The organism is Mucilaginibacter sp. (genome assembly GCF_965201005.1).
Taxonomy (GTDB): domain Bacteria; phylum Bacteroidota; class Bacteroidia; order Sphingobacteriales; family Sphingobacteriaceae; genus Mucilaginibacter_A.
In genome coordinates, this window is record NZ_OZ241747.1 from 698,668 (window position 1) to 712,583 (window position 13,916).

The following is a 13,916-nucleotide window of genomic DNA, read 5'->3' on the forward strand; positions in this document are numbered from 1 at the left end:
TAAATTTGTGCCGGAAACATTGCTGCCAGCTGCCAAAATACATGCGTTCGATCCTGCTTTTTTTTCTTGTTTTTTTATCGGTAAAAACAGTATGCGCGCAAACTTCTGCAGCTGATAGCTTAACGGCATTGTACGCCGTTCCGGATTCTGCCGAGCTGGCCAGGATGCGGTTTAAATCAGATTCGGTGGCGCATTTTTTTATCACACCGCCAAATCCTGCCCGAAAAAACCTGTTTACAGATAGCGTAATCAAAGCAAACCTGTACACCGGTTATGCTTTTTTGGATATGCACTATCAACCGGCAAAAACCAAAGTGCAACAGGGCAAAATACGAAACTTCAGGAGCATTTGGATGCTGGCCGTTATCCTGGTTTTGCTGTTGTACCTAGCTGTTCTTAAGCGTTTTATGGGCAAATCCATTGCTGATATTGTAGAGTCCTTTTACAGTCAGCGTGTGCTTGCCCAGTTTTCTAAAGAGGAAAACCTGCTTAATTCCTGGGCGTTTGTTTTACTGTTTTTGTTGTTTGGCGCAACCATCGGGCTGCTGGTTTATCAAATCACATCCTATCATAACCACAGTTTTACAGATGATGGCTGGCAGCTTTATCTCGGTTTTACGCTTGCTGTTATCATTTTTTTTATCCTCAAAATCATTGTGCTTCGTTTATTGGGGTTAATATTTAATATCCGCAATCTGGTAAAAGAATATATATCTATATTATATCTTACTTATTTTAATGTTACGTTTATAAGTTTGCCGCTGGTGGTTTGTTTTGGGTTGATTTCCGATAGTCTTAAACCCTTGCTTTTGCTGATAAGCGGTTTCCTAATTTTGGTGGTTTTGTTTTGGCAGTACGTCCGCAGCAGTATAAACATACTTTCAGTATATAGATTTAGTAAAGTTTATTTATTTATTTATCTTTGTGCCCTTGAATTTTGTCCAGTTATAATATTAATAAAGACTTTAAAACTATAAGAAAGACAGCTACTTATGCAGGTTTCCGCTGAAAGATTGAAAAAAGTAAAAAGCATCTTAGTAACGCTACCAAAACCCGAATCCGATAAAAACCCGTACACAGAACTGGCCAAAAAATACAACTTAAAGATTGATTTCCGCTCATTTATTCATGTAGAAGGTGTGTCGGCAAGGGATTTCCGAAAAGAAAAAGTTGCTTTGGGCGATTTTTCTGCCGTAATTTTTGCCAGCCGTAACGCCGCGGATCACTTCTTCCGGATTTGCGATGAAATGCGTTTTGAAGTGCCTGCGGAGATGAAATATTTTTGCCTGTCGGAAACGATTGCTTTATATCTGCAAAAATATATTCAGTACCGGAAACGAAAAATATTTTTTGGCAAACAAACCGCAAGTGACCTTGCCGAAGTATTGAAAAAACACACCGGCGAAAAGTTTTTGTACCCGTGTTCTGATGTTGCCGCAGAAGAAACACAAAAGTTTTTGGCAGAAAACGGTTACAACTTTACACCCGCGGTTTTGTTCCGTACCGTAGTAAGTGACCTGTCTGACCTGGCAGAAGTTTTTTATGATATCATTGCGTTTTTCAGTCCTTCCAGCATTCAGTCACTTTATAAAAACTTTCCTGATTTTCAGCAAAACAACACGCGTATTGCAGCTTACGGTACAACTACGCATAAAGCAGCTTTAGAAAAAGGCCTGATTTTGGATATTCCGGCACCGGTTCCGGAAGCACCATCAATGACGATGGCCATCGAACAATACATTAAACAAGTCAATAAATAAGCCGATATTTTTTGCGGATGCTTCTTTTATCACCATTTTTTTGGAACATTTAAACTTACAGCCCTAATTTAGGCAGGTAAAAGAAGCATTGTTGTAAATAAACCTTTAAAAGCTGAAGCTCAGTGCTTCAATCTCCATTTTTCCGAAACATTAGGTTCCTGCTTGCCGTAAAGAAATCTGCAACAGAAATCACTTATATGCTGTAAAACAGGCGTTCAACGATCAATGCAAATATTTAATCGATTGTTTTGCATTGGTATCAATAGTTTAACTATTTTTATAACGATAAAATCTTTTCCTACGATCAATAAAATCGCATCTGCGGAAAATATATTATGCAAATAAGAGTTATTGCATTAATTTAACAGAGTGGACTATACTTTGGATTTGAATATGAAAAACATATACTTTGGCATATTATTCATGGCAGTTGTTGCTGTAAGCAGTTGCAAAACAAGCAGTAGCGACAGGGGAGAGGTGAGAGGTGTTTCGGGCAAAGTTTTTAAGCAGGAGCAGCCGTACGGGATGGTTTATATACCTGGCGGAAGCTTTTTGATGGGGCAAACAGATCAGGACGTTACTTTTGCGCAAACCGCTCAAAATAAACAGGTTACGATTGCACCGTTTTTTATGGACGAAACGGAAACCACCAATGCAAAGTACAAGCAATTTGTAAATACCGTACGCGATTCTATCGCTATAACGCAGTATTTGAATGATGATAAATACTACTTTAAACCGGGAGGCAAGAATGCAAAACCAGACCCAAGCGGTAAAAAATATATTAACTGGGATTATGTAAAAAGAAACCCTGTTTTTAGTGCAGGCGGGAAAGGTAAAGCAGGGGCTGCCGCAAGTGCCAACCAAGCCAAGTTGCAAGGCATGTATTATCAGGGCGATGACCGTATTTTTGATAAGAATGAGATTGATGTCCGCTTGTTAAAGTACAATTACGCCATTATTCCGTTACGCGAAGCTTCCAACAATCGTTTTGATAAAACCAAAAAACGCTCGGATATTATTTTCCGTGATACCGTTCCGGTATATCCGGATACTTTATGCTGGCTGAACGATTTTTCGTATGCCGCTAACGAACCAATGGTGGAAGGTTATTTTTCACACCCGTCTTATGCACAATATCCGGTTGTTGGGGTTACCTGGCGCCAAGTTCGTGCTTATACCATTTGGCGTTCCCGTTACAATGATGCTTACAAAGATTCAAGAGGAATGCCGCACCGCCAATTATACAGTTTACCTACAGAAGCAGAGTTTGAATACGCTGCCCGTGGTGGCCGGATAGGAAACGATTATCCCTGGGGCGGCCCTTATATCAAAAACTCTAAAGGTTGTTTGCTGGCAAACTTTAAACCAGGCCGTGGTGATTATGCCAGTGATGGCGGTGCTTACACTGTAAGTGTCCATTCTTATTTCCCGAATGATTACGGCTTATACAACATGGCCGGAAATGTTGCCGAGTGGACCGCTTCTGCATATGATGAATCTGCATCTACATTTGTGCATGATATGAGTCCGACTTTTACTTATGAAGCCAAAGCCAGCGATCCGGAAGTGCTGAAACGCAAGGTTGTGCGTGGCGGTTCCTGGAAAGATATTGGCTATTTTCTACAAAACTCTACACGCGGTTATGAATATCAGGACACGGCAAAATCTTATATTGGTTTCCGTTGCGTAACACATTTTTTAGGTAGAGATATTAAAGATAAACGCTCTAACTACTAATTGAACTATTATAATTAATTCTAAAAAAAAACAAACTACAAAAATTTTTATGGCTGTTAAGAAAAAATCAAAGTATGGCTTGGGAAGCATCATTTCTATTGGTGCAACGGTGGTTATTATAGGCTTGTTATTTAAAATACAGCACTGGCCTTATGCATCTTTATTTATTACATTAGGACTTGGGACTGAAGCAGTTTTGTTCTTTTTGATAGGTATTTTCCCTGAAGAAAACAACGATGTGGACTGGACGCGCGCTTATCCGGAATTGGCAGATGATTATAGCGGTGAAAGGCCAAAAGTTGCTGCTTCCAGGGCACCGCAACCGGTGGCAAACAGTTTTTCTAATACCGCTGCGTTAGATAAAATGCTGACGGATGCTAAAATTGGCCCGGAACTAATCAGTAGTTTGGGTGATGGATTAAGGACTTTTGGCGATAAGGTAAGTTCGATTGCTAAAGCTGGAGATGCCGGTGAAGCTACATTAGAACTGACAAATAAAGTTAAAGTTGCTTCTGCAAGTTATGATAAACTGAGCACTTCTTTTGAAAAGGCTTCTGCCAACTTATCTGAAATGGCGAATTCAAACATTGATTCTAAAGCATACCACGACCAGGTAAATAATTTGGCCAAGAATTTATCTGCCCTAAACGCAGTATATGAACTGGAATTGCAGGATTCAAGCGCACACCTGAAATCAATGAACAAGTTTTACCAGAATGTTTCTTTAACAATGCAAAACTTTAATGAATCTATGGATGATTCAAAAGCATTTAAAGATGAAGTTGGCCGCTTGGCCAAAAACCTGGCATCGTTAAATAACATTTATGGCAATATGTTGTCAGCCATGAATCAGCCCAAAGCAAACTAAGTCCGATTAATTTAAAATCAGCATAAAATAATAACAAATGGCTGGAGGTAAAGAAACCCCAAGACAGCGGATGATCGGTATTTTGTACCTGGTACTTTTAGGTTTAATTGCCCTGAACGTGCCGGACAGTTTACTCAACGCTTTCAAAAATATCAGTGATAGTTTAAATGCTTCTAAAAGTAATGTTCAGGCTGGCATCAACAATACTTACGAAGCATTTCAGCAAAAAATAAAAGAACAGCCGGAACGGGCTAGGCCAATTGAGGCTAAAGCTAAACAAGCCAGTTCCGTGGTCAGAGAATTGGATGAATATGTAGAAAGCCTGAAAAAGCAGTTAGTTGAAAAAACAGGTGGTTTTGATGAAACCCTTCAGGATTATAAAGGTAGGGATAACCTGGATGTGTCTTCTGACTTTATGATCAACAATAAAAATGCTTCTGTTTTGCGCAAAAAAATTGATGAAACACGTGATAAATTATTGAGTTTATTAGATGAAAAAGACAGGGCAAGCACTAAATTGGCTTTAGAGACCATTGATCCTCCGCAGAAAAAAGGTTATGCCAAAGAAACGTGGCAGGAAGCTTATTTTGGTGATGGTATCCCGATGGGCGCAGCAATGACATCTTTAAACAAAGTTCAGGCCGATGCAAAAAATGCTGAAAGTGAAGTTGTAAAAAAGATTTTAGGTAAAGTGGATCAGGCCGTTGTTAATCTGGATAAATTTGCAGCAGTTGCCGTAGCACCAAGTAGTTATGTAATTGCCGGTCAGCCTTATACTGCACAAGTATTTTTAACTGCTTCAGATTCTAAATCAAACCCAAATATTACGGTTGGTGGTTCAAAATTGCCAACTACTGATGGTAAAGGAACTTACTCTGTTGCTACAAGCGGAGAAGGTATGCATACCTGGATCGGAACCATTACCGTAAAACAAAATGACGGAACAACAAAAACTTACAGCACGCCGCCACAAACTTATCAGGTCGCACGGCCTTCAGCGGTAGTTTCGCCGGATAAAATGAATGTATTGTATGTGGGTGTCCCAAATCCGGTTTCCGTTTCTGCTCCCGGAATGGCTAAAGAAAAACTGCGTTTAAGCATCAGTGGCGGATCTATCAGCGGTTCTGCCGGAAAATATACAGCTACCGTTTCTTCACCCGGAACAATAGCAAGGGTTACCGTATCAGGAGAAACTTCACCCGGAAAAACTTCTGTTCTGGGTGTGCAGGAATTCAGGGTGAAAAGAATCCCTGATCCTAAAGCACAGTTTGCCGGAAAAACCAGCGGAACAACATCCGCAGGAAATATTAAAGCACAAGACAGGGTTTTTGCCAAACTGGAAAATTTTGATTTTGATGCTAAATTTAATGTTACCCGGTTTACGTTAACTGTTCTTAAACCTCGTCAGGATGCGATTGTATTATCCACTACAGGCAGTGATCTTTCCGGTGCAATGCGTTCTGCGTTAGCTTCAATTGCGCCGGGCGCACGTGTATTTTTTGATAATATTATTGCTGTTGGCCCGGATGGCACACAGCGCGGTTTGGATCCGATTGTATTGACTGCTAATTAAAATGCGATGAAAAAAAATCTGGTAATTTTAGTTTTATGTTTGATTTGTGCTTCGTCCTTTGCGCAAACACGCAAAAGAACGGCCACCCGCAGAACGGCTACGCGCAAAGCAGCACCAAAAGCCGTTGCTGCAAAATCTCAGGCTTTGGTTGATACTAGCAACATTAAACCGTTTGTACGTCCGCAGGATGGTTACTACAAACCGCAGGATGGTTACTACAAAAAAAGCAGTATCTTAAATGCTAAGGTTACGCCGTATCAATATTTGCGGGAATCTGACGTGGCTTTTGCAAAACGGGTTTGGCGTGAAATCGATGTTCGTGAACGGATGAACCAGTATTTGGCTTCTCCAAAAGCACGTTTAATTGATATTTTAATGGATGCGATCGCAAAAGGCGAGCTGAATGCTTATGATCCTTCCCCAAGCAAAGGCGACCCGAATGGTGATGAGTTTTCTGTTTTACTGAAACCCGGACAAGCAATGGCTAAAATGGCGGACAGTGTGTTGATTGATAGATTTGATAAAAACGGCGATAAAACCGGTTCAACTATGCAAGCCGGAGAGTTTAATCCGGATAGTGTTGTTAAATTCAGGATTAAAGAAGATTGGATTTTTGATAAACAACGTTCTGTTTTTGAACCGCGGATTATCGGTTTGGCACCGATGATTAGAGTAAAAGCTGGTGGTTTGAACTTGGATTATCAGCCTGCGTTTTGGATTTATTTTCCGGAAGCGCGGAATATTCTGGTTACAAAAGAAGCCGTAAACCGCCATAATGATGCAACCGGACTAAGTTTTGACGATATTTTTATGAAGCGGATTTTCTCCAGTTATATTGTAAAAGAATCTAACGATAAAGACGAACGGATTAAAGATTACGCGCAGGGAATTGATAAACTTTACGAATCTGAAAAAATCAAAAAAGCTCTGCTGAACTACGAACAGGATTTGTGGGTTTACTAAATTTTACCCTATAAAAGAAGCATCGCTCTGCAAGCTTAAACTTGCGGGGCTTTTTTTTGCATAAAATATTCTAAAATTGCTTTGGCCTGTTTAGTGTTCACTACTTCCATCAGCATATCTTCGCTGGCTTCACGTACTCTTTTTACCGACTTAAAATAAGTGAGCAGTTTTGCAGAAGTGGTTGTGCCGATGCCCGGAATATTGTCCAGCTCAGTAACTAAGGTGCTTTTATTACGTTTGGCACGATGTGCGGTTATGCCAAAACGGTGTGCCTCGTCCCGCAACTGCTGGATGATTTTTAACGTTTCCGATTTTTTATCGAGGTACATTGGATATTGATCACCGGGATAATACAACTCTTCCAAACGCTTTGCGATACCTATAATTGTTACTTTTTTATCAATATCCAACTTTTTTAACGCTTTTACCGAAGATGATAATTGCCCTTTGCCGCCATCAATAATAATCAGTTGCGGCAATTCCTGCTGCTCGTCCAGCATCCGGCGGTAACGGCGGAAAACGGCTTCTTCCATCGTGGCAAAATCATTCGGCCCTTCTACTGTTTTTACATTAAAAAAACGGTAATCTTTTTTAAAAGGCTTGGCATCCCGGAAAACCACAACCGCCGAAATCGGGAAAGAACCCTGAAAGTTGGAGTTATCAAAACACTCAATGTGGCGCGGCAACTGGTTCAAACGCAAATCCTTCATCATCTGCGTGAGCAAACGCTCAGTGCGCACTTCCGGGTTTAATTTTTCATACTGATCAATTTTTCCACGCTTAAAAAACTGTACATTTTTAATTGATAAATCCAGCAGTTTCTTCTTTTCACCCAGTTTCGGAACGGTAAATTTAATTTTAGAATCTTCGTCCACGTTCATTTCAAACGGAACAATAACTTCTTTGGATTGGCTGTTGTATCGTGTTCTAAACTCCGAAATGGCCAGGCTTAGCAGCTCTTCGTCCGTTTCTTCCAATTGTTTTTTCAGTTCGATGGTTTGCGTTTGCGTAATCACACCGTTCATCACTTTTAAAAAATTAACGAAAGCATATTTTTCTTCGGAAGCAATGCTGAAAACGTCCACATCCGTAATGGAAGAATTGACCACGGTGGATTTGCTTTGGTAATTGTCCAGCAAATCAAATTTTCGTTTTAATTTATGTGCCGCTTCAAAATCCAGGCTGATGGCTGCCTGCTCCATCTGCTCTTTCAACTGACGCACAACCGAACCGGTTTTGCCATTCAAAATATCTTTTATTTCTTCGATGTTTTGCTGATAATCCGGTTCTGACTGAAACTTCTGGCAAGGCCCTTTGCAATTACCCAGCTGATATTCCAAACAAACTTTAAACTTTCCGGCATCAATATTTTGCGGGGTTAAAGCCAAATTGCAAGTGCGCAAGGGATAAGTTTCACGAATCAGATCCAAAATGGTGTGCATCATGCTGATGGAAGCATACGGGCCGAGATATTTGGAGCCATCGCGGATGATTCTCCTCGTCCAGAAAATACGCGGGAAATTTTCATTTTTGATAACCAGCCAGGGATAAGTTTTATCGTCTTTAAGCAGTACATTATAGCGTGGCTGATGTTTTTTTATCAAACTGTTTTCCAGCAGCCAGGCATCAATTTCTGTATCAACGATGGTAAAAGTGATTTTCCTGATCTTGGAAACCAGCACTTTTGTTTTGCCATTTGTGCTTAAAACATCTTTGTTGAAGTAGGAACTGACCCTGTTTTTCAGGTCTTTTGCCTTACCAATATAGATGATTACGTTCTCATCATTCCAATATTGGTACACGCCTGGTTTGTGCGGAATATCTTTTAGTGCTTCTTTATAATCAAAATTACTCATGCCCTGCTATGCGCTTGCTTCTTTTATGCCGGTAAATTTATGCCGATAAAAACAGTACCGCTTAAAAGCCCAATTGTTTATCCACTTCGGTTTTTTGCTGCTGCTGCTGATTGTAGGCACCGCAATCCATTGTAATGCTGACACCATTTTTGGGCGGATCAAAATCAACATTTTTCTTGATGCCTAAACTTTGGTTGGCATAAACCTTCTTCATGTACAAAGCAAAAATCGGCAAAGCGGTATTGGCACCTTCGCCCAAATCTGTTGACCGGAAATGGATTTGCATATCTTCACAGCCCGTCCAAACGCCGGTAGCCAGCTGCGGTGTAATACCGATGAACCAGCCGTCGGAATTATTTTGCGTAGTGCCAGTTTTACCACCAATTGGGTTGGTCAAACCGTATTTGCTTCTTAAACGCCAGCCGGTTCCTTCCTGGATAACGCCTTTCAGCATGTAAGTCATCACGTAAGCCGTTTGTTCGTTCATGGCCACAACCACTCTTGGTTTTCGGTCGAAAAGAACATTGCCATTTTTATCTTCCACACGAAGCAAATACGTAGGTTCTGTCCAAGCTCCGTGATTGGCAAAAACAGAATAAGCGGCCGTCATATCAAAAACCGAAGCATCAAAAGTCCCCAAAACGATGGATGGATAAGGCTGCAGGTTCGGACTGTTCACGCCCATTTTTTTAATGAGGTTAACTACAGCAGTCGGCCCGACCACCTGCATCATGTTTGCAGCAATCCAGTTGTGGGAAATGGCCAAAGCTTTTCGCAGACTTAAAGAACTGTATATGTTATCTTTAGGCGGAGAGTAAGGCGTCCAGGCTTTGCCGTCCGTAACAATTGTGACCGGCTCCACCGGAACTTCCATGCAGGGCGACATGCCATTTTCAATTGCAACCGCATAGGTAAAAGGTTTTGCCGTAGAGCCAACCTGCCGTGTGCCCATTTTTACTTGATCGTATTTAAAGTGCTCAAAATTATCCCCGCCAACCCAGGCTTTGATGTAACCGGTTGTCGGATCCATAGACATGATGGCGTTGCGCAAGATCAGTTTGGTATAAACAATAGAATCAATCGGTTTCATCGTGGTATCGATCGTTCCGCGCCAGGTAAACAAATCCATTTTAGATGGCGTATTAAAATCAGAACGTATCTCTTCATCTGATTTTCCGTCCTGTTTCAGCATCCGGTAACGGTCTGAGCGGCGCATTCCCTGATCTAAAATATCTTTAAAATGATCAATTTCTTTCCACAAACTATGGCCTCTCCAATGGTTGTTAAACTGAACCTGCAGAGCCCGCATATACTCACGCTGTGCCTGCTCGGCATAATCCTGCATTTGGTAATTAATGGTAGTGTAAATTTTCAATCCGTCCCGATCCAGGTCATAAGGTGTACCATCAGCTTTGGTAATTGCCTGGTCGGCAAGCGTTTTTTGTACATCTTTTTTCAGCACCGCCCGGAAATAAGTGGCCAGGCCATCGTTGTTGTCAATTGGTTTAAAATTCAGGCCAAGCGGTTTTGCACCTTCTTCTGTCGCTTGGCCTTCGCTTAAAAAGTTCTCGTCGGCCATTCTTTTCAGCACAAAATTTCTTCGTTTTAATGCGTTTTCGGGATGATTGATGGGCGAGTAAATACCCGGGCCATTCACCATACCAACCAAAAGTGCAGCCTGACTGGGCGTTAATTGCGCCGGGGTAACATTAAAATAAGTTTTTGCTGCGGATTTGATGCCGAAAGTATTGTAAGCACCAAAATCCACGGTGTTCAGATACATCGTCAGGATTTCTTCCTTCGTATAATTTCGTTCGATCTTCACGGCTGTAATCCATTCCTGCATTTTTTGGATAATGCGTTTAAAAGGGTTATGCGCCCGTTCCGAAAACAAATTCAAAGCCAGTTGCTGCGTAATCGTACTTCCGCCTTGTTTTTTACCGATGAGGTTATAAAAAATAATGGAAAAAACCCGTCGGAAATCAATTCCCGAATGATCATAAAAACGGGTGTCTTCTGTGGCAATCAGCGCGTGGACAACATTTGGCGATAACTCGTTGTAGTTTACGTTTGACCGGTTTTGCACATAATAAGTGCCCAATTGCTGTTTATCTTCCGACCAAATTTCACTTGCCAGGTTACTTTTAGGGTTTTCCAGATCACGGAACGAAGGCAGTTTCCCAAAAAACTGGAAAGCAACAGCCGCAAAAAGCAGCACAAAAAAGAAAAAAACTCCGGCAATCAACTTCCAGAAAGTGATATTGTAGCGGCGAAAGTTCGGCTCAGTAGCTTTGTTTTTAGGTGATAAATAGGGTTTGTCAGGTTCTTTATAACGCATCAGAGATAATTAGCTTGATAAAATTCAAAATAGCTGTCCAGCAATTTTGAATCGGCTAATTTATCCAGATTTTTCCGGCTGATAATAAAGAAATTATATTTCTCTGCGGGCACCTTCATAATCTCCGGCAAAAGCGGTACAATGCGGCGCGCATAATTTTTCACTTCGGCAACCGTATAAAAACGGCCGGTGTAAATCAGGCTGTTCTGGCCTACTTCTTTTAGCTGATGTTTTAACGGAACATCCGGATAATTGGCGCGGTTAAACTGCCCGATACCAAAGCGCGAAGGTGCCAGATTGTTAAAGCCTTTTATGTTGATGACAAAGTACAGTTCGGTACTGTCTGCCGTGGTAAAAATGCCCGATGCTGTTTTTATCGTACTTTTTTTGGTGTTCTGCGGAAGCGAAATTGTTGGTTGATTATTTAAGGTTGCCGCTGCCGAAACTGTATTTTTTTGCTGTGCTGATAGGACTGGCGGTGCAACAGGTTGAACCGGGTTTGGTGCCGGATTTGTAGCAACAGCAGCCGGGTGCATAAACCGTTCCTGCGAAAACGGGATGTCATTCGGATCGCTGTCGATCAATGCAAAAGGCCGCGCTGCAATCACTTCACGGTTGGCCGCGATAAAAAGTAAGTGCTGCTTCACCAAAGGCGTAACCAAACGGTCATCCGGATATTGTGCGGTTATTTGCTGCAATTCCTGCTCAAAAGGAGCTAATTTTTGCTGATGGCCCAGCGCAATCGTTTTTAAATAAGCTAATTGCGCGCCTTGCCTGCTTTGCGGATTGGTTTTTAAGGCCGAATCCGTGCGCGTGATTACCTGATCGTATTGCCGCTTGCGGTAAAAATCGTAAACCGAATTATAAAAAGTATTTTGCTGCGCCTCGTCCGAAAGCATTTTCTTGCCATACTCCGGATCCAGGATAATTTTGGCATACTGCGTTTGCGGATAGTTTTTCAGCAACAGATCGCGGTATTTTTCGGTCATCGTCTGGTTGTGCTCATCCGAATACAATCGATATAAACTGTAATAAATTATGGGCAAATTGTTGTTTTCCGGGAAACGTCTCAGCAAATATTCATACGTGTTGATGGATTCAGAGTTATCGGCCAAAATATCTCTGTAAAAACCTGCGATATCCGCGTAAGCATTAAAAATGATCTGGTTGGATTGCTGCAACAGTGCCGGCGTTGTTGGGATGCTGTTGACCAATTGCTGCTTAAAACTTGCTGCCCCTGGCGTAGCCAAAAGCGGGGCTTGGACGGCCTGCACCACATCCGGATCAGAAACGCTGTTGGGGTTATGGTTGACAGTTGCCACCGTACGTGCACTGATGCGCCAGTTATCTTCCAGCCGGCGTTTGCCCCAAACCGATAAAAAACCGGCCAAACCCTGGTTCACGGCTTCGGGGTTATAAAAATAAAACGCATTGGAACTTCTGCTGGACGAGTTGATTACGTTACCATTGTTAAGGGTTGGATCAATCCTGACCGGTGCATTTTCCTGTTGGATCACCTGCTGATCAACCAACAAATTTATCCGCGCAGCCCGTTCGGCTTCAGGCAGTTTAGCCAGCACTTGCAGCGTATCCTGTTGGGCAATAACTTGAAAACGGCTTGCCAGCAATTGCAAATTGTTGGCTTTTTTCAGGATTTGCTGATAACCGGGATAGGATGGAGACAAATTTAGCAGCGTGCTGTCGTAATATTTTTTGGCCTGAATGTAATCGGTTTTATACTTAAAGTTGATGTCGGCCAGGCGCAAGTACGATAAACCTTTCTGCTTTTGATTACGCGTACTGTTTTTAACTGATAATTTATAGTTTGCAATTGCCGGATCAATTTTTTTTGCAGCCAAGGCCGTTTCGCCCAACTGAAAGTAAATCTGATCAATAAAATCAGCGTTTTTATCATCTTTCAGCAACGTGCGTAAACGCGTCATACGATCGGTTGGCTGGCCGTCCTGCTTTTCTTCAATACGTAAACTGTTCAGCGTGGCATTAAAAGCCAGCTCAAAAGAAGCATTGCTATGGATAACTTTGGAGTAAGATTTGTAAGCATCAGCCGGTTTTTTATTGGCTTCCTGCAACTGCGCCAAAATAAAATTCCAGCGGATGCGCCTGAACTTATCGCTTGCCAGATCAACTGCCTGTACGGCCAGCTTTTCGGCCAGCTCATAGTTTCCCTGGTTAATGTTGTATTGCAAGTCAGCACCGGTAATTTCCTCCGCAGAAGCCTTTTTTGCATCAAACAAAAGCCGGGCGGTATCCAAAACAGTTTCAGCTTTTTCGGGCTGGTTCAGTTTCATCAGCGAGCGTGCTTTCCAGGCCAAAGCAGTTCTGCCCAACTCTTTATTTTCGGGGAAGGAATGCACTACGTAATTAAAAAACTCCGCGGCATCAAAATAATTACTGTTGAGATAATTGATCTGGCCAAGCAAAAAATAGGCATCGCCAATGTAATGGCTCTGTTCTTTAAAATTGATAATCGTATTTGCGCGTGTGGTTACCGCTTCCAGATATTTGCTTGGAGCTGCGGTTTTGGCAATCGTATCCTGGTAAACACTTAATATTTCAGAAAAATCATCGGTATAAACCTGCGCCATCAACTCCTGTTTTTGCAGGACAACCTGCCGCGCATTAAATAAAATATTGTAATGTGCCGTCAGGTTTTGCATGCTACGGTTAAAGCGGCTTTCTTTTTCTAAAGAGCAGCCGCTGATGACCGGCAAAAAAAACACCGATAAAAACAGTATGCAGTTAAATTTGGAACGGATCAAGCAGGTTATGTTTTAATTTTTTGGGTTGAAGTATTTTC

Annotated in this window: 9 protein-coding genes; 6 read left to right on the forward strand and 3 right to left on the reverse strand. The window is 41.8% G+C overall.

Features of this window, described 5'->3' with window-relative positions:
- Positions 1 to 41: 41 nt before the first annotated feature.
- From ACOFKR_RS03110 to gldN, 6 genes are all read left to right on the forward strand, one after another.
- On the forward strand, positions 42 to 977 hold the full coding sequence (locus tag ACOFKR_RS03110; RefSeq protein WP_419802574.1) for a DUF4271 domain-containing protein: 936 nt from the start codon (positions 42 to 44) through the stop codon (positions 975 to 977).
- A 15-nt stretch (positions 978 to 992) separates the two neighbouring features.
- Positions 993 to 1,760: a uroporphyrinogen-III synthase gene (locus tag ACOFKR_RS03115; RefSeq protein ID WP_419802575.1), complete on the forward strand. Its 768-nt coding sequence runs from the start codon at positions 993 to 995 to the stop codon at positions 1,758 to 1,760.
- Between the two features lie 423 nt (positions 1,761 to 2,183).
- On the forward strand, positions 2,184 to 3,500 hold the full coding sequence (locus tag ACOFKR_RS03120) for an SUMF1/EgtB/PvdO family nonheme iron enzyme (protein WP_419802576.1): 1,317 nt from the start codon (positions 2,184 to 2,186) through the stop codon (positions 3,498 to 3,500).
- A 49-nt stretch (positions 3,501 to 3,549) separates the two neighbouring features.
- The gene (gene gldL, locus ACOFKR_RS03125; RefSeq protein WP_419802577.1) at positions 3,550 to 4,368 is read left to right on the forward strand and encodes a gliding motility protein GldL; all 819 of its coding nucleotides are present in this window, start codon (positions 3,550 to 3,552) and stop codon (positions 4,366 to 4,368) included.
- Positions 4,369 to 4,405: 37 nt separating this feature from the next.
- Positions 4,406 to 5,941 (forward strand): gliding motility protein GldM, encoded by a 1,536-nt coding sequence (gene gldM / locus ACOFKR_RS03130; RefSeq protein ID WP_419802578.1) that lies wholly within the window; start codon positions 4,406 to 4,408, stop codon positions 5,939 to 5,941.
- 6 nt (positions 5,942 to 5,947) lie between these two features.
- A complete protein-coding gene (gene gldN, locus ACOFKR_RS03135; protein ID WP_419802579.1) occupies positions 5,948 to 6,904 on the forward strand; it encodes a gliding motility protein GldN in 957 nt (318 codons plus the stop codon).
- Positions 6,905 to 6,939: 35 nt separating this feature from the next.
- Here the strand turns inward: gldN and uvrC are convergent, their stop codons facing one another.
- The 3 genes from uvrC to ACOFKR_RS03150 all read right to left on the reverse strand — a co-directional run bounded on the left by uvrC (position 6,940) and on the right by ACOFKR_RS03150 (position 13,878).
- Entirely contained in the window at positions 6,940 to 8,760 is a 1,821-nt protein-coding gene (gene uvrC, locus ACOFKR_RS03140) for an excinuclease ABC subunit UvrC (RefSeq protein ID WP_419802580.1), read from the reverse strand.
- A 61-nt stretch (positions 8,761 to 8,821) separates the two neighbouring features.
- Positions 8,822 to 11,098 carry a transglycosylase domain-containing protein gene (locus ACOFKR_RS03145; protein ID WP_419802581.1) on the reverse strand — a complete coding sequence of 759 codons (2,277 nt, stop codon included), beginning with the start codon at positions 11,096 to 11,098 and terminating at the stop codon, positions 8,822 to 8,824.
- Positions 11,098 to 13,878: a hypothetical protein gene (locus ACOFKR_RS03150; RefSeq protein ID WP_419802582.1), complete on the reverse strand. Its 2,781-nt coding sequence runs from the start codon at positions 13,876 to 13,878 to the stop codon at positions 11,098 to 11,100. The genes ACOFKR_RS03145 and ACOFKR_RS03150 overlap by 1 nt, the downstream gene beginning before the upstream one ends.
- Between the last annotated feature and the right edge of the window lie 38 nt (positions 13,879 to 13,916).

Bases quoted from the DNA above. Each gene is read 5' to 3' on its own strand.
- ACOFKR_RS03110 (WP_419802574.1), top strand. From the start codon at position 42: ATGCGTTCGATCCTGCTTTTTTTTCTTGTTTTTTTATCGGTAAAAACA.
- ACOFKR_RS03115 (WP_419802575.1), top strand. From the start codon at position 993: ATGCAGGTTTCCGCTGAAAGATTGAAAAAAGTAAAAAGCATCTTAGTA.
- ACOFKR_RS03120 (WP_419802576.1), top strand. From the start codon at position 2,184: ATGGCAGTTGTTGCTGTAAGCAGTTGCAAAACAAGCAGTAGCGACAGG.
- gldL (WP_419802577.1), top strand. From the start codon at position 3,550: ATGGCTGTTAAGAAAAAATCAAAGTATGGCTTGGGAAGCATCATTTCT.
- gldM (WP_419802578.1), top strand. From the start codon at position 4,406: ATGGCTGGAGGTAAAGAAACCCCAAGACAGCGGATGATCGGTATTTTG.
- gldN (WP_419802579.1), top strand. From the start codon at position 5,948: ATGAAAAAAAATCTGGTAATTTTAGTTTTATGTTTGATTTGTGCTTCG.
- uvrC (WP_419802580.1), bottom strand. From the start codon at position 8,760: ATGAGTAATTTTGATTATAAAGAAGCACTAAAAGATATTCCGCACAAA.
- ACOFKR_RS03145 (WP_419802581.1), bottom strand. From the start codon at position 11,098: ATGCGTTATAAAGAACCTGACAAACCCTATTTATCACCTAAAAACAAA.